We start from the raw sequence: 19,896 nt of genomic DNA, 5'->3' as shown, positions 1-19,896 counted from the left end.
CCGAAAAGATCAATCCTGTTTAATAAAGATATTCCTGAACTTCTCGACCTGCTCCCTGCTTCCCACCACAGCGATCGTATCACCGACCTTCAGCACGAAGGAAGAAGGAAGAGAGACAGTCACTGAGCCGTTTCTTTCAACACCTATGATCTTGCAGTCAAATTTATTGACAAAGTCAAGTTCCCCTATGCTATTATTGACCATACTGGAACCTTCCTTGAGCTGGAACTTTTCGATCTCTATACCTTCATAGAGTACGATCTCTTCATAAAGCTGATAGCATTCCGGACGGGTGCATTTGGATGTGATCTTGGCAAGCAGCTGACCTGATACGATGGAAAGTGAAGCTACGTAATCTGCTCCGGCCTTGTATAGCTTGTCAATGGAATTCACCGAATTTGCACGTGAGAAAATAATGCAATCAGGCTTGAGACCACGTGCCATAAGAGTTGCAAAGATGACTTCAGTATCAGTATTCAACGTAATGATCACAGTAGATGCTTTTTCAACACCCGCCTGCATGAGAACAGCTTCATCGGTCCCATCCCCAGAAACATGGTCAAAATCTACATTTGAAAATGCAGCTTCATTTTTATCGACCACGGTGAAATGAACATCGTTCTCAATAAATACTTCAACTATACGTTTGCCAACGTCGCCATAGCCAAGTACGATCAAATGTTCATTTTTTATCATCATATTGCCCCTTTTAATCGGTAAACTTACCTAATCTCTGAAGCTGTTCCCTGCTACCTACTGCAAGAATGACAGTATTATCCTTTATCACATCACCGGGATGAATGTTAAAAGTAAGCTGCCCCCCTTTCCTCAAGCCTATGATCGTAGCTCCTGTCCTTTCATGAATTTGCGCCTGTGACAGGGTTATTCCGATCAATGCACTTTTAGAGTATACAGGAAACTCGACTATGCTACATCCATCAAAGAACTCAGTGGTCCCAAAGAGCACGCCAAGGAAGGGATCAACAGCCTTCTTTGCAAAGAACCTGCCCAGTACCAGTTTGGGGGATATGACACGGTCAGCACCAGCATATTTCAGGTATTTTATCTTGGAAGCATCTTCTGCCACAGCAATTATCCTGACATCACTAACTTTTCGCGCGGTAAGAACAATGTTAGCATTTTCATTATCGGACTGGTTAGCAATGAGAAAGCGGGCAGAATTAATGTTAGCATTCTCAAGTGTGATCTCATCGCTTGGATCGCCATACATGCAGGGAATGTCCTTCCTGGATAACATACGAAGAGCATCCTCATCTTCTGATACAATCACAAAACTTGTATTTTGCTCCTTGAACTCTTCCACCAGGGTCTCCACAAGTGCATTATAGCCACAGACAATGATGTGATCTGAATACCTTTTCGGGACCTTGACAGAAAGAGGAAGCTTCATCGTTTTCTCGAACCAGGGAGTGATGACCAGTGTGATCAATATTCCAAAGAACAATGGAATGCCTGAAATCATGACTATAATGGAAAATATCTTCCCGATCATCGACTGGAAGACAATGTCACCATAACCAACTGTAGTTACAGAAGCCATAACCCAATAGATCGCATTTGCCAGATTGGCGTATTCATGCTGTCCCTCATATCTCATCAGATTCATGAAAATTACTATGTAAAGCAGGACGACGCCAATGGAAATTGCAATATAAGCTGCAATGGACGAACTCATGAATTTTGGATATCTCATCTCGCGACCTCTTCAATTCTTACGTTATGCATTATCCATAGTGCTTTCATAATGTATTCATGGATATCTTTCAAACTTTTGTAGCCATCAGAATCCATGTACAATATATGGCCCGAATATCATGAACAGGAAGGATACAAGGATCACAAATGTGAAAGTTGCTGCTATGGCTGCTGATATCTCTGTTGCCCTTCTCTCGTCCGATACAAGCCTGCCAACAAAGGACCTGAGATAGTCCTTGAATACATGACCCCCATCAAGTGGTACTGCCGGGAGACAGTTGAACAGACCAACATAGAAGTTAAGCCAGCCGACCCAGAGCAAAGTATTGGCGATCCAGAACACACCGATACCCAGAGGTTCACCCCATCCTACAGGATGGTAGAACTGAGCAAGTGTGCCACTAAATCCAGGGAATCCTTCACCTGTAAATCCAACGATCGGAAGTCCCAGAAGGATGATCCAGCCAACAAAACCGGTCATCAATGAAGGTATTGAGCGCAAGGCTTCAAGATAGGCCTTTGCCGGGAACTCACCCACAGTGATCCAAAGAGGAGCTATTTTGAGTCCATTAGAACCATAATAAACACCAAGGAAACCTTTTTCAGAAACACTACGCGTATCTGAAGCCAGTTCTATTTCAAAGAAAGCAGAGGATGCATTCTCTTCAAGACTATCTGCCATCACAGCTTCCACGAGGATCGTCTGACCCCCTTTTGTCGAATTCATGAAGAGCACAAAATCGTCGGATGAATTTATTTGAGTGCCATCAATGTTGATGAGCAGCATACCTTTTTCAATTCCTGCAGCTTCAGCAGGTGAATCCGGTACTATGTTATTTACATAGATGCCTTTGAGATCTTCAGTATCGTCTTCTCCAGCCTGAACATCATAGACCGAGACCACCCGGTCTTTGGCAGCATGCACCTCCACCACAGTACCGGATTCAACGCTATTCATGTAAAGTAAAATATCATTCGCATTTTCAACAGGTGTATCATCGATCTGCGTGATCACCATATTATCCTGAAGTCCTGCAATATCTGCTGGAGAATCAGGTGTAACATTAACTATCATGGCATCACCAAGAGGTGCTATCGCTCCAAGTACAGGACCGAACAACAGTATGAACGCAATTGCTGCAACCACGAAATTTGACATGACACCTGCTGCCAGTATCCGTGCCCTTTGTTCCCTTGTGGCCACTTTGCTAGTATCTGGTTCTTTTTCTATGCCCAGGATCTTCCTTTCGATTGGACCATCAGTGGAACTTGCGTCCAGATCTTTACCATCTTCCTTCTTTATCCCGAAAAGCTCCTCCTCATCCGGTTCGGCAAAACCTCCGATCGGAACTACAGCAAGCAGGATACCCATGGACTTGACCCTGATACCTTCTACCTTACAAAGGATCGCATGTGAGAACTCATGTACTACAAGTGTTACCAGCAGAGCAATAATACCCCAGGAAAGAGGTATGAACTCATTTACACCAGGTATTAGGAAAATGTTCCTTGCCTCATTGAACTTACCAGGTTCAGGGAGCGCATTATTCCCAATGGACGATAGCATGGCAACATCTGATACAACTATAATGAGGAACATGGCGAACATGCCAATGAACATCAGGACTATGCCCACATTTGCAAATAACTTCCACATACTTTTGGGTCTTGCAAGGAAGTCCAACAGTTTTTGGCCCCTGAGGGTCCTGATCATAAGTATAGGACCATAGGCAGAGATGTTATATCGCTCAAGTATGCCCTTTTTGCCAAGGATCGATACTATGATCCAGTACAAAAGGAACAGGGCAATTAAAATTCTGGTTTCTATCAAATGAATTCTCCGGGATTATATGTCTGGAATAAGACCATGCATTTTCAACTAATCTGGTACCTGTTTGTATAAAAGATATGCCATTAACACCTGAGTATTATTCGGACCCTGTCAAAGCATATCAGATGAAAAAGCACCGAACTGCTGGGCAAAGTTCAATTGATCTACCTCTTCCCAGTCCTCAGCAATCAGGCCATCCTCTATACGTGTGATCGTGATCCCGGTAAAGGTCACCGGCTTGTGTGTGGGAGAAACACCCTGGAAATCAGCCAGATGTGTACCACTGGCAGTCCACCTGGTCACAACTTTGTCACCTTCAGCAATAACATCATCAATAACAAAATGAAGGTCAGGAAGCGCCTTGTGGATGGATTCCATAAAATCCATGAGAGATTCAAGATCCAGAGTCTCACCGCCAAAATGCATCTGATAATCAGGGCTGCACTTATCCGTCAATTGTTTTGGATGCCAACCACGATCTGAAATGCCCAGAACCATTTCTTTGTTCTTTTCTTCGATCCTGCGCGGATCAAAGGATGCACCATTTTCAGGTATATCTGTCGTCATCATTAGATTACAATTACTTACTCTTTAATAAATATACTTCAAAGAAAAGCAGATTTATCGCAAATATAGCATTTCTGTTCAAACTAAAAAGGCACATACGAGTGAACGATAGATAAGTATATAACAAATACTGCTATTTCTGGTAACGTATTTCTCAAATGCGGGAGTAACCAAGTGGCCAACGGTGGTAGACTCAAGATCTACTCGTGTAGACGTTCGGGGGTTCGAATCCCTTCTCCCGCACCATTTAAGGTGATCTTTTTTGACTGGCAAGATAACTTATGATGCTGTAGTTAAAGCCACCGTTAACACAATAAAGGAAGCTGAGACGCTTCTTCCTGATGATGTGATAAAGGCTCTTGAAACAGCAAAAGAAAATGAATCAAGCGACGTTGCAAGATCGCAGATTGAAGCGATCCTTAAGAACATTGAGATTGCAGGGAACAACAGCATTCCACTCTGCCAGGATACAGGCATACTTATATTTTATGTAGATATAGGCAGGGACCTGCATATTGATTTTGACCTTAAGGGAGCGATACTTGAAGCTACCAGGATAGCAACCCAACAGGTTCCATTGCGACCAAATGCTGTTGATCCGCTTAGCCGAAGCAACAGCAATGACAATACGGGCGAAGGACTTCCTGATATCAAATATGACTTTGTAGAAGGAAAACAGCTGAAAATAACAGTAGCTCCAAAAGGTGCAGGTTCCGAGAACATGAGCGTTCTGAAAATGATGAATCCCACCGAGCTTAAGAGCATTGATGACTTCATTGTTGAAACCGTACTCAATGCCGGAGGCCGACCATGTCCGCCTGTTATTGTAGGTGTGGGAATCGGAGGGTCTTTCGACAAAGCTGCAAGGCTTGCGAAATCCTCACTTTTACGAACTGTAAATGACATGAACGATGAAGAGAAGACCATCCTTGCCAGGATCAATTCACTGGGAATCGGACCAATGGGTCTTGGCGGCGATACCACTGCTCTTGCAGTACATCTTAACACATCTCACTGTCACACAGCATCCCTGCCTGTAGCTATTAATATCCAGTGCTGGGCAAACCGGCATGCTTCAGTTATACTTGGAGGTGAGGAATAATGGAATACCATCTAAATACACCTCTTAAGAAGGAAGACGTCAAACAACTCGATGCCGGTGACATTGTCTATCTCACAGGGACTGTCCTGACAGCCCGTGATGAAGCACATGCAAGAATACTTGAAATGTATGAGGAAGGCCTTGAGCTACCTTTTGAACTGGAAGGTGCAGCTATTTACCACTGCGGACCCCTGATGCAGCAGATAGAAGGAAAATGGACTGTCGTTGCAGCCGGACCTACTACAAGCGACAGGATGTCAAAGATGACACCGAACCTTCTGAAGCATTTCAACGTTCGTGCCCTTGTCGGAAAAGGTGGTATGAACAACGTGGCTGAAAGCCTGAAAGGGAAATGTATCTACCTCGCATACACCGGTGGATGTGCAGCACTTGCAGCAGGTTCTATAAAGAATGTCCCTCAGGTTCACTGGCTGGACCTTGGAATGCCTGAAGCCGTATGGGAACTTGAAGTCGTTAAGTTCGGCCCTCTCATTGTCGGTATTGACACAAAGGGAAATGACCTGTTCACATCTATAAAAGAAAAAGCAAGAGAGTCCTTTTCAAAGAATTGAACTCTCCTTATTTATTATTTAATTATATGCTTACTTTTTTGTTTATTTGTTTAGCCACAAGCATCTTTTCATCACAGGATCAGGAAGAATACCCAGGCAATAAAGGTCAGTATGAACGAGTGCTTCAGACCTCCGGAAAGCCGGTTCTCTCCCAATTGTCCTGCAACCAGACCACTCATGAATCCCTGCAGTATGCATGCGTGGAAAAGGGTACGTATGAAAGCATCAGGATCAAAACCTCCAATAAAGGAACCTCCTGCGGAAGCACCTGCCACAGCCTGACTTGCTTCATACATCGTAGGAACAAAGCGAGTTGTCAGCATCAATATCACAAAGATGAACACGAAGAAGGCTATGTAGCTTATCACTACGTAAACAGCCATATTACCACGACGTTCCCTCTCAAGTGTCTTTATCTCGCTTGCATCCCTCGCAGCAGCTTCAAGTACAAATGACACACGTCCACCAGCACGGCTTGCCTGAGTAATCAGGGCCACTGCACGTGATATGAGAGGAGTGTTCATTCTTTTTGCGAAGTATTCCATGGTTTCTTCAAAGGAAATACCCCAGGAGACAGATGCATCCATTTTCTTGATCTCATCCGTCATTTCACCATATTCACCCTTTGCAACAGTGCCTAATGCTGCAGGGAGAGTAAGCCCTGCCCTACTCATTTCTGCAATATCACGCAGGAAATTCGGCAGGTACTCTTCGACCTTGTTGACAAATTTATGCTTCCTGTAATAGGTTATTGCTGGCGGGATGATAAATATCCACACCGAAAATAAGATAACATGATCGATAATTGGCGTTCCCCAGGTGAACGAGAATCCTGTTATCATGAACAAAAGAGCAGCAGGTCCGCTGAATAACATAGCATAGTAAGGATATCTATAAAATGCATCTTTCGGGTCCTTAAGGAATTCCTTTATACGAACGTTCTTTCTTGAATCTCCAAGCTTTAAATTAATGATATATTGTTCGATCTTACGGAGTTCCTTCTCATCCATTTCCGGGATCTCAGCCTCATGAATAACAATGGTTTCACCGTTTGGACCCACCTCAGTGGTCTCAGCCATATGTCCGGCCCCTTCGATCTCACCAATTTCGGCAATCTCACCGGTTTCGGCAATCTCACCGGTTTCGGCAATCTCACCGGTTTCAGCAATCTCGCCAGCTTCGGCAATCTCGCCAGCTTCGGCAATCTCGCCAGCTTCGGCAATCTCGCCAGCTTCGGCAATCTCGCCAGCTTCGGCAATCTCACCGGTTTCAGCAATCTCACCGGTTTCGGTAATATCATCAGATCCAGTATTCTCTACATCCTTCATTATCTCAGTCCTCCGGCGTTATTGCACTGACAAGAACTATGAACATAAGGGTTCCAACTGGGATTATACCATATACCATCAGATAAAGGAACATAAAGTCTGCTCCACCCATCAATGCTACTATCGATATTACGACTATCAGGAAAAGAGGACCTGCGACAAATGCAGTAACATATGTTTCACCCATAATACCAAGCGTCTCAAGGAATTCCTTTTGTCTTTGCCTGTTGTCGATGAGATATTGATCGGCCTTGATCTTAAAGTAAGGCTCCAGATCACCACCGGATGTTACAACGGTAATTGAACCCTGCAGGAATTCCTGCATCATTGGGGAAGGAGTAGAAGCTGCAAGGTTCTTCATTGCACTCACAAGGTTATACCCCAATACTTCAAGGTCACGCACAAGATATCTTGCTTCCACAGCAACTTCACCATAAATTTCATTGGATGCAAGGGAACGGAACAGATCTACCGGAAGAACCCCTGCTCCGGACATAGCAGACATATAATTAATACCATAGGGAAGCATTTGTTCTATCTTTCGCTTTCGTTCAGATGCCACAATAGCCGGATAGAACATGGCGAAATAATAGATACTGCTAAAGCAAAGTCCTGCAAATGCAATACCCCCAAATACGCGGATCGCAAGGAGCTTATAGGAAGCATATTTTGCGGTCCATGCAGGGAAACCAAGTGCAATTCCAGAAATATCAGGAATTGGAACAACGTAGAGGAGGGTATTAAATAGGATAAACAACAGCAATGTACTTAGAAGTGCCATTAAGAGGACACCTGAAAGGTATCTGTCATAACCTATGTTGATCCTGCTTCTCAAAAGGTTTTTCCTAAGTGAGAAATACTTTGAACGTTTGTTCACATAGTGCTTCCCAAATATTGCAAATGCAATACTAAAATATGAATTATCCATTCAGATCCTGCCTTATAACTTTCAATAGTGTTTCCGGTTCACGTTTATACGCAACCACGATCTTAGAGAAGTCCCTGACATGAGTGACCTTCTTCAAGCGTGCCCACTCCATGACATCCTGACGCTGTTGTAACTCCTCCCTTACCCTGGCCTCGGTCCAGCCTCTTGCATCCATAACACTCTCGAGAACATAGGAACGACCTGAGTACTGGAAAAGGTCCTTTGCAGCATTCCATGAGAATACTTCATTTGTCAGCAACTCACCAGTCCTTGGATCAACACCAACGATCTCTGTAAGAGTTTTACACCGCCTGACCCTTTCACCATCGACTTTTACCTGAACCTGTAAAGATACAATATCAAGTGCCTGTATCATGATCCTCGGGATATTGATCGGAGGGTTCTCAAGCCTGTGTACGATTGACTGCACAGAGTCGGCATGCATGGTAGAGAACGTTGTGTGTCCTGTTGACATTGCCTGGAACAGAACATAGGCTTCAGCACCTCTTACTTCACCCACCAGAATATATTCCGGACGCTGTCTCAGTGATGCCCTCAACAGCTCGTACATTTCAATGGAACCCTTTGATTCACCACCAAAGGCTTCACGTGTAACACCAGGGATCCAGTTGGGGTGAGCAAGGTTCAATTCCCTTGTATCCTCAATAGAAACGATCTTCATTTCCGGCTGGATAAATGTTGAAATTGCATTCATTGCAGAGGTCTTTCCTGAAGCAGTACCTCCGGAGAAGACGACACTCTTGCTTGAATCCACAGCAAGCCACATGTATGCCAGCATTGCTGTAGAGAATGTATGATAACCAATAAGATCTGAAGGTGTTATTGGATCCTCATTGAATCGACGTATAGTAAAAGTACTACCTCTGGTAGTGATCTCCCTTCCGAGTGTTAATTGTATACGTGAACCATCAGGCAATGTTGCATCAAGCAACGGATTTGCTATGGAAATATGTTTACCACATATTTGTGCAAGCCTGATAGAAAGTGGGTCCAGATGATCATCCGAATCAAACAGCACGTTTGAAGGAATGGACTCATACTTCTTATGGTATATGTAGATCGGCGTATTAGGACCATCACACGATATATCTTCTATTAGTCCATCACGCATCATGGCATCGATCTCACCATATCCGAGATAGTCACGGATGATGTAGTACATGATCTTCTCGCGTGTAAGGGTGGTGAGCCTGATCCTATAATCAACAAGGAAAGAATTGACGTTAGTACGCAGATATTCTTCTGCAACTTCTCTTGACATGCTTTTCAAGTGTGCATGAAGAACCTCAGCTATACGCTCCTTGATCATCCTGAACAATTTATCTTCTTCATCTGTAAACTCTGGTTCAAGCACCTGATATTGATACTCGTGAAGTTCAGAATTATAGGAGACTCTCACATAAGAATAAGGGGGATTTATTTCAAAGAACTCGACCTCTTCAAAACCGGACTCTTCATCCAGAGAAATATCTACAAGCGGACCATGGATGCCCACATCATATTCCTCTACCTCGAAGTCCTTTGTCTTAAAAGCATTAATCACTCGATGATAGAAAGGTTCTTTCTTGAAAATGAACATCGGAGTCTCTTCAAACTCCTCAACTTCTTCCTCTTCTTCTGCGATCTCTTTTATCGTCTTTTCCCACAAGGATTCAATTTCCTCTGGTAGTTTGTTTTGATCCTCACTTCCATCTTCATCATCAGTGGAAATGCTTTCCATGTCCTCGATATTATCATCAAGTTCTTCTGTGTAAAGCTCCCCTGAAAGAGAATCATCTTCAACTATGTCCACTATATCAACGATGCCATCTTCCACAGACTCTATCTCGTCTTCCTTCTCGGCACTTTGAGGATTCAAATTTTCAACCATTATACCACGCCTTTGGTAATCGCCATTCCTGATCATAACAACAATAAGAACCATCAAGGCCCCCATGCCAGCCCTTAATTGTTGCTAAAAAGAGTACGCATCTACGGCTTATATAGTTACCGCAGATTATCCCCCTAACTCATCATTATCATTATTATATTGTGCGCTATAAATCATTATTGGTTAATTCAAAAGAATAAAAGATCGAACATACCCATACTGGGTGAGCCAATGTAAATCTATTTATCCACAAAAACAAAAGTAGTACAGAGTTTAAGGTGAAAAATATGCAACTAAAAGTACAACCTATTGATATCAAAGTTGGCAAATATAAAGTTATCCTGAACACCATCGATGCAAAAGAGCTTGGTGTCAATGAAGGGGATCGCGTTCGAATAAAGAATCATGAGACGCTTACAGCCATTGTAGATTTTACCGAGGACATGATATCACCGGGAATGATCGGTCTTTACCATGAGGTCAAGGAAGCAATGCAGAAGGAGTGGACTGAGAGCATAGAGGTATTCCCTGCAGAAAGACCAAGATCAACATACATCATCAAAAAGGTCATGGATGGTAAAAAGCTCAGCAAAGAAGAGATCGAAATACTTGTCAGGGATATCGTTGAGGAAAACCTTAGTGAGATTGAACTTGCAGCATTCCTGACTTCAACCTACATTAATGATATGACCGACGATGAAACTGAATGGTTAACAAGGGCTATGATCAGTACAGGAGATAGGCTGGAGTTCGACACGCACCCAATCATGGATAAACATTCCATAGGAGGAGTACCGGGAAACAAGATATCACTTCTCATAGTACCCATCGTTGCAGCCAACGGGCTTGTCATACCAAAAACCAGCTCAAGAGCAATAACCGGAGCAGGCGGAACTGCGGACCTGATGGAGATCCTTGCACCAGTAGAATTCGATGCTGATGAGATAAAGAGGATGACCGAAAAAGTTGGCGGCGTCCTGGTATGGGGAGGTGCCACGAACATCGCACCTGCTGATGACAAGCTCATTAAGGTCGAGTATCCGCTTTCCATTGATCCACATTGCCAGATGCTGGCCTCCATTATGGCCAAAAAAGGTGCAATTGGTGCAGACCACGTAGTTATGGACATACCAACCGGTCCCGGTACAAAGATACCAAATGTCCAGGAAGGAAGAAAACTTGCAAGGGATCTCATTAATCTGGGAGACAGACTTGGGATGGACGTTGACTGTGCCTTGACCTACGGCGCATCACCTGTTGGACGCACAATTGGCCCCGCACTCGAGGTCATTGAAGCATTAAAAGTCCTTGAGAATTTCGACGGCCCTAACAGTCTGATAGAAAAGAGTGCAGCACTGGCAGGAATGCTTCTCGAAATGGGAGGGGTGGCAACTAAGAACCAGGGATATGATCTCGCTATCGAGACCCTGAAGAATGGAAAAGCCCTTGAAAAGTTCAAAGAGATCATCGAGATACAGGGCGGAAACCCAAATGTAACCCACAAGGATATTGCAGTGGGTGAGTTTACCAGAGATATTCTTGCCCCTACCAATGGATATATCCTGGAACTTGACAACAAAAGGCTTGTTCAGATCGCAAGGATCGCAGGTGCCCCAAATGATAAAGGAGCAGGATTGCTGCTTTACAAAAAGCAAGGTGAACCAATCAAAGAAGGAGATAAATTGTTCACAATCTATGCTGAGAAAGAAGCAAAGCTTACCACTGCATTCCAGAATGCTAATGCAAAACCACCATTCATCGCAGAGGGAATGCTTCTGGAACGCATCCAGAGCTTTAAGGAGATATGAGACCAATGCCAAGAGTAGTAATACTCCGTCTGGGTCATCGTCCGGAGAGAGATAAGAGAATAACCACCCATGTCGGACTCACAGCCCGGGCACTTGGTGCAGAAGGAATGCTCCTGGCGTCCAATGACAAAGGTATTAAGAATGCCATTGAAGATGTTGCAGACCGCTGGGGAGGGAGCTTTTACGTTGAGAACGATGTCAACTGGAAAAGCGAGATCGAAAAATGGAAAGAAGAAGGCGGCAAGGTCTGCCACCTTTCCATGTACGGAATAAACCTGCCTGATGCGACCGAGGATATCAAAGGCTGTGAGAAGCTCATGATCGTTGTAGGTGCTGAAAAAGTTCCTTCTGAAATATATGATATGGCAGACTGGAATGTTGCGGTAGGTAACCAGCCACACTCAGAAGTTGCTGCAGTTGCCCTGACCATGGACAGGATCGCACAGAATGAACCCCTAAGACAGGAGTTCGGGGATGCAGAACTGACTATCGTACCCATGGAATGCGGTAAACGGGTAATTGATAATAAGACGAAAGAATAAGACAAAAAATAAAGGCAGGTCAGGAACAAACGGTGGATCATATTATGGAAAATATCCTACATTTACCCACGATCTGCTTTTTGCTCATATGATCCATGTTATCTTATTCTGCGAGTAGTCCTATTTTGAATAAATGAATTCTTATTCTTATTCTTATTCTTATTCTTATTCTTATTATTCCGGCTCTTCTTTTTTACTCTGTCCTTTGTCAGCATCAGAACTTATTGCTACTCCCCGATTAACAGGTGGTTTGTCAAACTTCCCATAGCCCCTGTGCTTTTTGCACCCGGGAGCTTTAGACTGCTCCATCATCAGTTCATCCAGTTCTTCGTCCGTCAGTTCTTCTGCATCATCTTCTTTTTCTGTTTCGGTTCCTTTTCCTGCTGCTACTGCTACGACTTCATCTTTTGTGCTCATTCATACCACTCTGATAAATGGGTCGTTGTCAATAAATTCCACATCAATGTTGAGCATGTTCTTCAGACGCTCACAAAGTGCTTCCATTGCAGGGTTCTCTGTAGCATAATGAGTGGCATCCACAAGCAGGATGTCATCATAATTACGCAGGACATCATGTTTAAGTTCGGCAGAAACATAAGCATCGACATTGTGCTCCCTTGCGATGTCAAGGAAATCGTCCTTAAAGCCACTGCCACCAAATACCATTACATTTGTTATGGAATCCTTCTCACCTACATATTGGAGATGAGTGTTAAGGCTCTTTGAAACATGGTTCACGAAAACATCAGCAGAGCACTCATCAATCCTGCCGATCCGACCCATGCCTGCATCCTTCACATCAACAAGGCCAAGACGTTGGGCAAGCACATCATTAACACCACCCTCAGCCCGATCATAGTTCGTATGCATAGAATAAAGAGAAATACCATTATCAAGAGCGATCTTTAAAAGACCTGCAAGCTCTTTTGAGATCAGGTTCACAGAATGGAATATCAGCGTGTGATGAGTGATAAGCAGGTCCGCACCGATCTGGGCTGCACGTTTTAGCACATACTCCGTAGGGTCAAGTGCAACCGCGATCCTGGTGACATCATTATCCAGATCAAGCGTAAGGCCGATCCTGCCAACATCGAAATCCTCTGCAAGTTCAGGAGATGCGATCTCTTCTAGCATTTCTACTATGCGTGATAGTTCCATGCTATAGCAATAATTTTTTGGAAATATCAATTTATCGGAAAAAGGTCTGATATTCAATCGATAAATTTATAACCGTTATGTTCATTCATACATAACGAGGACATAACGCTCAGCCCAGTGCATGAGATCAAATAAACAATAAATGCACATTCGGCCCGAAAATCACACTGATATGATCGGTCCCCCTGTATCTCACCTGCATTCCCTGCATAAGTTCATCTACTCCGGCAGAGGAAGAAGGATACTCTTGAACAGGGAGATAGGGCCATCACATATGTGCAGGCACCGAAATCATACAATCCATGGAAAAATCATCAAATTTTCCATCGGAAAGTCGGTCTTGAGCTTTGAAGACCGGGCCGGTGCTTAAAAGTAGAGATCAGGTATGAGGAAACGTAGAGATATTTGGCGTGCTTGCTGTCAGAATCGCTGTGCTTTCATACCTGACCCTACAAGACTCTTTCTAATACATAGAAAAGACAATGAAAGGAGCTGTGCATACAACGAAACTGCAACGCCCACTTTCGAAAGTAATCATGTAACGGCGTTAATTTCCGAAGAAGTTGACAACCTATTTATAGACCTATCGATATTTGCAATTCAAATCACAGAAGTCAATACCATAAAGCATCGGCGGTATTGATACATTATAAAAGGTGACAGGATGATAGAACCATTTGAACACTATTTATTGGAAGATTGCCCTTATGGGGATGAGACCACTGAGCTCCTTCAGATCGAAGGAGAAGGAACTCTTAAGATAATGTCAAGAGATACAGGTATTGCAGCCTGTGCAGATGACCTTGCAGAGTTCTATGAAAAGAAAGGACTGGAAGTTACTTTCTTTCTGGAAAACGGTGAAAGATTCAAAGAAAATGCAGTCCTTTTTGAGGCAGAAGGAGATCTCAAATTGCTTTTCAAGTTATGGAGGATATCACAGACATTCCTTTCCATGACATGTGCTATCGCCACAAAAACAAAAGACATTGCAGATGCTGCAAAGGCTGTTAATCCTGATATAAAAATTGCCACCAGCAGGAAGACACACCCGGGTTTTCGCAAATATGAACTTAAGGCCGTCAGGGCAGGAGATGGGGATCATCACCGAAATTCCCTGAGCGATTCGGTCCTTATTACGCAAAATCACTTCAATGTGGTAGGTTCTTTCGGGAAGCTTAGTTCCATGAGAAAGATCGAGATAGAACCACGGACAAAAGAAGAGGTTTTCCAGTATGCACCTATTGCAGACGTACTTCTTCTTGATCACTACACTCCGGAGGAATTGACGGAAGTTGCACCTGAGCTTCGCAAGCTCAATCCTAAACTTGAGATCGCAGTTGGCGGCATCGAATTTAAAGACATACCAAAATATGCAGCAGCTGTTGATATTGTTGTGACTACCGCGCCATATTATGCAAAACCTTTTGACCTCACAACGAAAATAGACCGACTCTAACGGAAAGACAGCAGGTGTGAATAAAATGGAAAATGATTCTGTAGTTTCAATGTTGCTCGATCAGATCAGACAAGAGCTTGGCGGAGATCTGGATGATATTTATGTGGAAGATGCCAGAGTTGGCGTCGTTTACAGCGGAGTAAGGATCACGAACGGCTACGGAGGTATTGCTGCGACACAGCTGCAGTCAAGCTCAGCTCACTGTGCAACACTCCCGAATGCAGGAGATATAACAGGCAAACCTGCATCAGAGGTCATGGAGATGGCGCTTTCAAATAACCTGCTTAAGGCTGTTCTCGGAGTAGCAACGGTAAATGCACTGGCAACCATGATATGCGACCTGTATCCTGAAAGGCACGCATTTTCCGATGTCGACGTGCTTGATCTTATAAGACCAGGGGACAAAATTGGAATGGTAGGTCATTTTAGCCCCCTGATCCCCCGGATACTGAAGATCACAGACCAGCTGACAGTGATCGAAAAGAAGGACATCATTGATGAACGCATAACTGTAGTTCCACAGGAGAATGCTTCCGAAGTGCTATCAGGATCCGATATTGTTATAATCACTGCCAGTACACTGGTGAACGGGACAACGGATGAGTTGATATCCATGAAGGAAAACGCACGTGAAGCAATACTTCTCGGACCTTCTGCAGTTATGTTATCACAGCCGTTCTACGATAAAGGCTTTACAGCAGTAATGGGAACACGAATAAACGATACCGATACTATGCTAAAGGTCGTCAGTGAAGCTGGAGGCACGAAGCATTTGCTTAAGAAATGTGGGGAGAAAGTGTCATTCGTAAAATGAAATATGAGTCGGACCCATCAGTAACAGGAATAACAAAATATGGATATTTTCAAGTTCTACACAAGGGAAGACACACCTATAGAGTCGATAAGACCGATCAGAGATTCACTCGAAAAGGTCATGGCTAGCCATCAATGTAACTTTGAGATACTGTATATAGAGGATCTTACGGATGAAGAACAGGACGAGCTCATCGAATCCATTCGTGTGATCAGCAGAAAGAACGCTATCGGGGTTGTCAGCAAAGGCAGGGGTTCACTTCCCATATCACGCAAGAAGAACCTGAGCAATGTAGGGGTTCTCATCCATTCACGCGATGGCAAGGATATTTCAGTTTACCCTAACGTGAAGAACAATAAGTTAACAACCGCTATCCAGTACCTGAACCTTATCCAGAATTCCCCCAGTGTGGAAGACGCACTGGACTCAAAACACATTTCCGAAGATGATATCTCAAGGATGATAACAAGCCTTCCTGAGATGATAGAACCCGGACTTACCTTCCACGAGATCGAAGTGGAGGTCGATGGCGGAAGAATAGATGCAGTCTTCATCGATGGTGAAGGAAAGCACTTTTTGATAGAGATAGAGATCAACGCAAGAGACAATGCTATCGGCCAGGTGCAGAGGTTCAAGCTGCCTTATGCTGAAAAGTACGGGATCGATCCCGAAGATATACGGCTGGGGATTGTTTGTGCAGGGATTGATAATAGCAGAATGACAGCATGCCGTGGTGCGGGGATTGCGGTCTATTGTCTTTGTCTTAAGAAGATGGAATGATATTTACTGGTATGATCGGGTACAAAAGCCCTTCAAACAATCCTCTCGATGCCGTTATAGACATACATGTGAGGAGGACGGACAAAACCTACCAGTGTCAACCCTACCGCCCTTGCAAGATCAATACCTTCATTGATAGGACCTGCTTTGCTGGCAAGTACGGAAACTCCTGCATTGATAGCCTTTGAGACCATTGTGACTGAAAGCCTTCCGGTAGCGACTATTGCACAGTTTGACATATCAACACCTGCAAGGGCTGCTTTGCCAACTGCTTTATCAACTGCTGAAGCCCTACTCACATCTTCACAGAATGCTAAGATGTCGCCTTCGCTGTCACAGACGATGACCGAATGAGTACCTCCGGTACGTCTCCATGTCTTTGCGTCCTTTTTGAGGTGCTCAACTGCCTTGAAGAAGACCTTCCTGTCAAATTTCAGATCAGTTTCTGTTCCGATATTTTTCCTGCATGGTCTGGAACCAATGGCACAACTACAAAAATCGAACCTTGAATCCGAGTCGATATCGCGCCTGGTCTTTTTTATGCGATCCGGACAGATATCCGCATGACATATCAGTTTATCGTCTTCGACTTCCACTGAGATGATATCAATGGCATGATCAATAAAACCTTCACATAACAAAAAACCCACAGCAAGTTCCTTGAACTCCCTCGGGGTAGCAAAAAAAGAAGCAAGTGGGACATCATTGAGAGAAAGATGGAATTCTTTCTCAACGATGACATCCACGTCTATTTCGTTATTGCCATCTTCCGTAAGTTCGACACATCTGTAAGGAAGATAAGGAGCGGAATTATCCCTCTCCTCATCACGCCAGAAGTTGTTCTGACCGGTCTTCCTCTCGACGTGCCAATCCAACGGCATGATTATGCAATTTCCTTTATCTTTGCGAAGAGCTGCTTGAGTGTGTCTTCGTTGCTCTGGGTGAACTCGAATGGAGAGGTTGTGAATGGCTTGAAGTACATTGGCACGTTGTCGAGCCTGTAGAATGTACCATCATTCTCCATTGCGTCAATAACACCAGGAAGAACAACATCTGAAGCAGTGACTGTTGGACATGGTGCAATATCCAGGCAGGTCATTGGGATCTCTGCCAGGTATGATGCAGCATCTGCAGGGATGTGGTTGACAAGGTCAGCACACATAACGAATGCAGCGTCTACGTCCTTCTCCCTCAGAAGATCCACGGTTGTGGTCTCTCCAGGGTTGTATCTTGGATAACCTCTTGAGAAATCGATACCGAATGGATATCCGTACAGGTATGATGCGATCTGGTTGAAACCTGCTACGTTACAGTGGCCTCTCAGTGCACCGAGTACGAACTTTGTTCCGTGGTTATTGTTGAGCTCTTTGACAAGGTTTAGTCCAAGCTCCACATTTCTATGCTTACCGATAGATGAACCAAGACCAAGACCAACGGAAATACTACCGAAGTTTGCATTGACCATCGTCTCGACCATATCTTCCATCATAGAAATTGACACACCTGTGATCTGCTCGACAGATGGGTGTGGCCTCTTGCCGTTTAGAAGTGTCAGCAGTGCGCTGAACAGCTCATAATCAGTGTTTGGATTGAGCTGGACGTGAAGGTCTGATGCTACTGTAGTGTCAGTTATTCTTGGGTCGACTGTGATGATCTTACGATCGAACCTGCCTCTCTTGGACCAGTAGCCTCTTGGGAAGACAGCATATTTTGACATGTGTCTTGGCATGGATGCCAGAGGGTTGGTTCCCCAATAGATGTTAACATCAGCCCTGTTCTTGGTCTGACCTGCTGTTGCTGCCGGACATCCGCTTTCCTGGATACCCATTACAGTAGGACCGTGGCAAATGGTAGCGTTGGAATCTGCTACACCACCAAGGTACTCTGCTATGTGAAGACCGACTTCCTGTGCTTCACATGAGGTCTCACTTCCGAGGAAGAAAAGAGGTCTCTCAGCGTTTACAAGCATTTCTGCTGCCTTTGTAAGTGCTTCGTCCCATGCAGCTTTCTGAAGCTTTCCATCTTTTCTGACCTGCGGGTCTTTGAGACGGTGTGAGCTTACGATCTCCTGGAACTTTCCATTACCCATCTTACATGCGTTCTTGACAGTGATCTCGTTGTCCCCGAGCTCTACCTGAATATCGTCACATGAAGCTCCGCACACCGGACACATAATGTTCTTAAAAACCATATCAGTTACCTCCCATGTACAGTTTAAGGACAACATCCTCTGCGCTTAGCACCTCGCCCTCTCCTGCCTCGACAGTTACAGGGTTACCCTTGTAGAGAGGGGAACCTGTTGAGAATGTGTCAGGGTCAATGACCACGTTGGACCAGATCGCCCTTGGCATGAATACATTTCCATCCATAACAGCATCTGTGCACTTTGTGAAAACTATGATGGAATGTTTTTCGTCCTTACTTGTTACTTTTACTTTTTCCGGGCTTCCAAGGGATGCAAAATCACAAGGTGAGATCCAGCATACAGCACATTCCTGTCTGTAATCCTCTGTATATTTGTCACCGCCTTTTGCAAGCCTGCCCTCGTCAATGGTACTTCCTGTGTTAAGTAATACTTTCATCATCACACCTCACAGATCCATGTTTGCTGCCTGATTGACATAGAGTGTGCCTTTTGGCCTCTTTGTTATAGCATTGTCACCGAGGAACTTCATGAAGTCGCCAGGGCATTCTATATCATCGAACTTAAGGTCGCTTTCGTTTGCCATATATTCGAATCCAGGTGAGAACCTTTCGATGGTTCCGTTAACAACCATTGTACCGGCTGTCATCTCAGCAGCAACTGCGCGGATCGCATTTCCTTTTACAGCGATCAGACCGCCGTTCTGGCGAATACCACAGTAGTGACCGACATTTCCACCAACGACGATCTCTCCGCCGCTGATACCACCACCAAGGTTGTTGTTCGCATTGCCATCGACGACGATGCGTCCACCAGACATTCCTATCCACTTTCCACGGTATGCGCAACCTACGTGGTCTTTAACATTGCCTTCGATGTGGAGGAGTCCGCCATTCATCTCCATCCCTGCCCATGAGTCAGCGTCACCTTTGACAAGGAGTTCGCCGCCTTCCATCTGGGAACCTACGTGCATGCTTACAGATCCCTCAACGGTGATCTTGCCTGCTGTCATCTTTTCACCGATGCGCTTCACTCTGGAAGTGTCACCTTTGATAACAATGGAAGTGTCCTCTGCGGAACTTCCTGCATCACCCTCTACATCAAAGAAGGAAGAGAGTGGGAACTCTTTTGGCCCCTGCCATACCAGCAGAGACTCGATCTCACTTTTGTTTTTACCGGCGAAAGTATCAGGAGTGATAACATCTGCCTCTACTTTGATACCGATCTCAGTATTTACTGTAAGAATAACTTCTGCCATGA

20 protein-coding genes and 1 tRNA gene are annotated in these 19,896 nt (G+C 44.4%); 8 read left to right on the top strand and 13 right to left on the bottom strand.

Going from position 1 to position 19,896, the window contains the following annotated elements; all coding sequences use genetic code 11:
* Nucleotides 1–9: 9 nt before the first annotated feature.
* The 4 genes from E7X56_RS02875 to E7X56_RS02860 all read right to left on the bottom strand — a co-directional run bounded on the left by E7X56_RS02875 (nt 10) and on the right by E7X56_RS02860 (nt 4,117).
* Nucleotides 10–699, bottom strand: coding sequence for a TrkA family potassium uptake protein (locus E7X56_RS02875; RefSeq protein ID WP_135604676.1), 690 nt, complete (start codon nt 697–699; stop codon nt 10–12).
* Nucleotides 700–709: 10 nt separating this feature from the next.
* Complete coding sequence (locus E7X56_RS02870; protein WP_135604674.1) at nt 710–1,714, bottom strand: TrkA family potassium uptake protein; 1,005 nt, start codon at nt 1,712–1,714, stop codon at nt 710–712.
* An 87-nt stretch (nt 1,715–1,801) separates the two neighbouring features.
* Nucleotides 1,802–3,547 carry a site-2 protease family protein gene (locus tag E7X56_RS02865; RefSeq protein WP_135604672.1) on the bottom strand — a complete coding sequence of 582 codons (1,746 nt, stop codon included), beginning with the start codon at nt 3,545–3,547 and terminating at the stop codon, nt 1,802–1,804.
* A gap of 111 nt (nt 3,548–3,658) precedes the next feature.
* Nucleotides 3,659–4,117 (bottom strand): ester cyclase, encoded by a 459-nt coding sequence (locus E7X56_RS02860; protein WP_244603375.1) that lies wholly within the window; start codon nt 4,115–4,117, stop codon nt 3,659–3,661.
* 157 nt (nt 4,118–4,274) lie between these two features.
* On the opposite strand from E7X56_RS02860, the gene E7X56_RS02855 reads away from it, so the two are divergent.
* The 3 genes from E7X56_RS02855 (at nt 4,275) to E7X56_RS02845 (ending at nt 5,788) form a co-directional block, all read left to right on the top strand.
* Nucleotides 4,275–4,360 (top strand) — tRNA-Leu (locus E7X56_RS02855).
* Nucleotides 4,361–4,376: 16 nt separating this feature from the next.
* The gene (locus tag E7X56_RS02850) at nt 4,377–5,216 is read left to right on the top strand and encodes a fumarate hydratase (protein ID WP_135604670.1); all 840 of its coding nucleotides are present in this window, start codon (nt 4,377–4,379) and stop codon (nt 5,214–5,216) included.
* Complete coding sequence (locus E7X56_RS02845; RefSeq protein WP_135604668.1) at nt 5,216–5,788, top strand: FumA C-terminus/TtdB family hydratase beta subunit; 573 nt, start codon at nt 5,216–5,218, stop codon at nt 5,786–5,788. The genes E7X56_RS02850 and E7X56_RS02845 overlap by 1 nt, the downstream gene beginning before the upstream one ends.
* Nucleotides 5,789–5,859: 71 nt before the next feature.
* Here the strand turns inward: E7X56_RS02845 and E7X56_RS02840 are convergent, their stop codons facing one another.
* From E7X56_RS02840 to E7X56_RS02830, 3 genes are read right to left on the bottom strand one after another with little or no spacing between them, the layout of a single operon-like run.
* A complete protein-coding gene (locus E7X56_RS02840; RefSeq protein ID WP_244603374.1) occupies nt 5,860–7,116 on the bottom strand; it encodes a type II secretion system F family protein in 1,257 nt (418 codons plus the stop codon).
* A 4-nt stretch (nt 7,117–7,120) separates the two neighbouring features.
* Entirely contained in the window at nt 7,121–8,044 is a 924-nt protein-coding gene (locus E7X56_RS02835; RefSeq protein WP_135604666.1) for a type II secretion system F family protein, read from the bottom strand.
* Nucleotides 8,037–9,989 (bottom strand): type II/IV secretion system ATPase subunit, encoded by a 1,953-nt coding sequence (locus E7X56_RS02830; protein ID WP_244603373.1) that lies wholly within the window; start codon nt 9,987–9,989, stop codon nt 8,037–8,039. The genes E7X56_RS02835 and E7X56_RS02830 overlap by 8 nt, the downstream gene beginning before the upstream one ends.
* 233 nt (nt 9,990–10,222) lie before the next feature.
* Between E7X56_RS02830 and E7X56_RS02825 the strand changes: the two genes are divergently transcribed.
* Together E7X56_RS02825 and E7X56_RS02820 are read left to right on the top strand one after the other, a co-directional pair.
* Nucleotides 10,223–11,743 carry an AMP phosphorylase gene (locus E7X56_RS02825; protein WP_135604662.1) on the top strand — a complete coding sequence of 507 codons (1,521 nt, stop codon included), beginning with the start codon at nt 10,223–10,225 and terminating at the stop codon, nt 11,741–11,743.
* A 5-nt stretch (nt 11,744–11,748) separates the two neighbouring features.
* Nucleotides 11,749–12,285 carry a tRNA (cytidine(56)-2'-O)-methyltransferase gene (locus E7X56_RS02820; protein WP_135604660.1) on the top strand — a complete coding sequence of 179 codons (537 nt, stop codon included), beginning with the start codon at nt 11,749–11,751 and terminating at the stop codon, nt 12,283–12,285.
* A 174-nt stretch (nt 12,286–12,459) separates the two neighbouring features.
* Here E7X56_RS02820 and E7X56_RS02815 read toward each other — a convergent pair whose 3' ends face one another.
* Both E7X56_RS02815 and E7X56_RS02810 read right to left on the bottom strand, forming a co-directional pair.
* Complete coding sequence (locus E7X56_RS02815; RefSeq protein ID WP_135604658.1) at nt 12,460–12,702, bottom strand: hypothetical protein; 243 nt, start codon at nt 12,700–12,702, stop codon at nt 12,460–12,462.
* Nucleotides 12,703–13,443 carry a Nif3-like dinuclear metal center hexameric protein gene (locus E7X56_RS02810; RefSeq protein WP_135604656.1) on the bottom strand — a complete coding sequence of 247 codons (741 nt, stop codon included), beginning with the start codon at nt 13,441–13,443 and terminating at the stop codon, nt 12,703–12,705.
* 664 nt (nt 13,444–14,107) lie between these two features.
* On the opposite strand from E7X56_RS02810, the gene E7X56_RS02805 reads away from it, so the two are divergent.
* From E7X56_RS02805 to E7X56_RS12265, 3 genes are read left to right on the top strand one after another with little or no spacing between them, the layout of a single operon-like run.
* The gene (locus E7X56_RS02805; protein ID WP_135604654.1) at nt 14,108–14,899 is read left to right on the top strand and encodes a nicotinate-nucleotide pyrophosphorylase; all 792 of its coding nucleotides are present in this window, start codon (nt 14,108–14,110) and stop codon (nt 14,897–14,899) included.
* Between the two features lie 25 nt (nt 14,900–14,924).
* Nucleotides 14,925–15,713, top strand: coding sequence for a Rossmann-like domain-containing protein (locus E7X56_RS02800; protein WP_135604652.1), 789 nt, complete (start codon nt 14,925–14,927; stop codon nt 15,711–15,713).
* Nucleotides 15,714–15,752: 39 nt separating this feature from the next.
* Entirely contained in the window at nt 15,753–16,493 is a 741-nt protein-coding gene (locus E7X56_RS12265) for an endonuclease NucS (RefSeq protein ID WP_135604650.1), read from the top strand.
* Between the two features lie 32 nt (nt 16,494–16,525).
* Here the strand turns inward: E7X56_RS12265 and fdhD are convergent, their stop codons facing one another.
* The 4 genes from fdhD to E7X56_RS02775 are packed head-to-tail and all read right to left on the bottom strand — an operon-like array spanning nt 16,526 to nt 19,894.
* The gene (gene fdhD, locus E7X56_RS02790) at nt 16,526–17,374 is read right to left on the bottom strand and encodes a formate dehydrogenase accessory sulfurtransferase FdhD (protein ID WP_135604648.1); all 849 of its coding nucleotides are present in this window, start codon (nt 17,372–17,374) and stop codon (nt 16,526–16,528) included.
* 2 nt (nt 17,375–17,376) lie between these two features.
* Nucleotides 17,377–18,684, bottom strand: a complete 1,308-nt coding sequence (locus E7X56_RS02785; protein ID WP_135604646.1) for a formylmethanofuran dehydrogenase subunit B — start codon at nt 18,682–18,684, stop codon at nt 17,377–17,379.
* Nucleotide 18,685: 1 nt separating this feature from the next.
* Entirely contained in the window at nt 18,686–19,075 is a 390-nt protein-coding gene (locus E7X56_RS02780; RefSeq protein WP_091690130.1) for a molybdopterin dinucleotide binding domain-containing protein, read from the bottom strand.
* A 9-nt stretch (nt 19,076–19,084) separates the two neighbouring features.
* Nucleotides 19,085–19,894: a formylmethanofuran dehydrogenase subunit C gene (locus E7X56_RS02775; protein WP_135604643.1), complete on the bottom strand. Its 810-nt coding sequence runs from the start codon at nt 19,892–19,894 to the stop codon at nt 19,085–19,087.
* Nucleotides 19,895–19,896: the final 2 nt, after the last annotated feature.

It is taken from the genome of Methanococcoides sp. NM1 (genome assembly GCF_900774285.1).
Taxonomy (GTDB): domain Archaea; phylum Halobacteriota; class Methanosarcinia; order Methanosarcinales; family Methanosarcinaceae; genus Methanococcoides; species Methanococcoides vulcani.
This window is presented reverse-complemented; position numbering and strand designations above follow the sequence as displayed.

Excerpts from the sequence above, each read along its gene's own strand:
- E7X56_RS02800 (WP_135604652.1), top strand. The coding sequence starts at position 14,925 with ATGGAAAATGATTCTGTAGTTTCAATGTTGCTCGATCAGATCAGACAA.
- E7X56_RS02815 (WP_135604658.1), bottom strand. The coding sequence starts at position 12,702 with ATGAGCACAAAAGATGAAGTCGTAGCAGTAGCAGCAGGAAAAGGAACC.
- E7X56_RS02775 (WP_135604643.1), bottom strand. The coding sequence starts at position 19,894 with ATGGCAGAAGTTATTCTTACAGTAAATACTGAGATCGGTATCAAAGTA.
- E7X56_RS02830 (WP_244603373.1), bottom strand. The coding sequence starts at position 9,989 with ATGGTTCTTATTGTTGTTATGATCAGGAATGGCGATTACCAAAGGCGT.
- E7X56_RS02780 (WP_091690130.1), bottom strand. The coding sequence starts at position 19,075 with ATGAAAGTATTACTTAACACAGGAAGTACCATTGACGAGGGCAGGCTT.
- E7X56_RS02870 (WP_135604674.1), bottom strand. The coding sequence starts at position 1,714 with ATGAGATATCCAAAATTCATGAGTTCGTCCATTGCAGCTTATATTGCA.
- E7X56_RS02840 (WP_244603374.1), bottom strand. The coding sequence starts at position 7,116 with ATGAAGGATGTAGAGAATACTGGATCTGATGATATTACCGAAACCGGT.
- E7X56_RS02825 (WP_135604662.1), top strand. The coding sequence starts at position 10,223 with ATGCAACTAAAAGTACAACCTATTGATATCAAAGTTGGCAAATATAAA.
- fdhD (WP_135604648.1), bottom strand. The coding sequence starts at position 17,374 with ATGCCGTTGGATTGGCACGTCGAGAGGAAGACCGGTCAGAACAACTTC.
- E7X56_RS02785 (WP_135604646.1), bottom strand. The coding sequence starts at position 18,684 with ATGGTTTTTAAGAACATTATGTGTCCGGTGTGCGGAGCTTCATGTGAC.
- E7X56_RS02845 (WP_135604668.1), top strand. The coding sequence starts at position 5,216 with ATGGAATACCATCTAAATACACCTCTTAAGAAGGAAGACGTCAAACAA.
- E7X56_RS02860 (WP_244603375.1), bottom strand. The coding sequence starts at position 4,117 with ATGATGACGACAGATATACCTGAAAATGGTGCATCCTTTGATCCGCGC.
- E7X56_RS12265 (WP_135604650.1), top strand. The coding sequence starts at position 15,753 with ATGGATATTTTCAAGTTCTACACAAGGGAAGACACACCTATAGAGTCG.
- E7X56_RS02835 (WP_135604666.1), bottom strand. The coding sequence starts at position 8,044 with ATGGATAATTCATATTTTAGTATTGCATTTGCAATATTTGGGAAGCAC.
- E7X56_RS02810 (WP_135604656.1), bottom strand. The coding sequence starts at position 13,443 with ATGGAACTATCACGCATAGTAGAAATGCTAGAAGAGATCGCATCTCCT.
- E7X56_RS02805 (WP_135604654.1), top strand. The coding sequence starts at position 14,108 with ATGATAGAACCATTTGAACACTATTTATTGGAAGATTGCCCTTATGGG.
- E7X56_RS02820 (WP_135604660.1), top strand. The coding sequence starts at position 11,749 with ATGCCAAGAGTAGTAATACTCCGTCTGGGTCATCGTCCGGAGAGAGAT.
- E7X56_RS02875 (WP_135604676.1), bottom strand. The coding sequence starts at position 699 with ATGATGATAAAAAATGAACATTTGATCGTACTTGGCTATGGCGACGTT.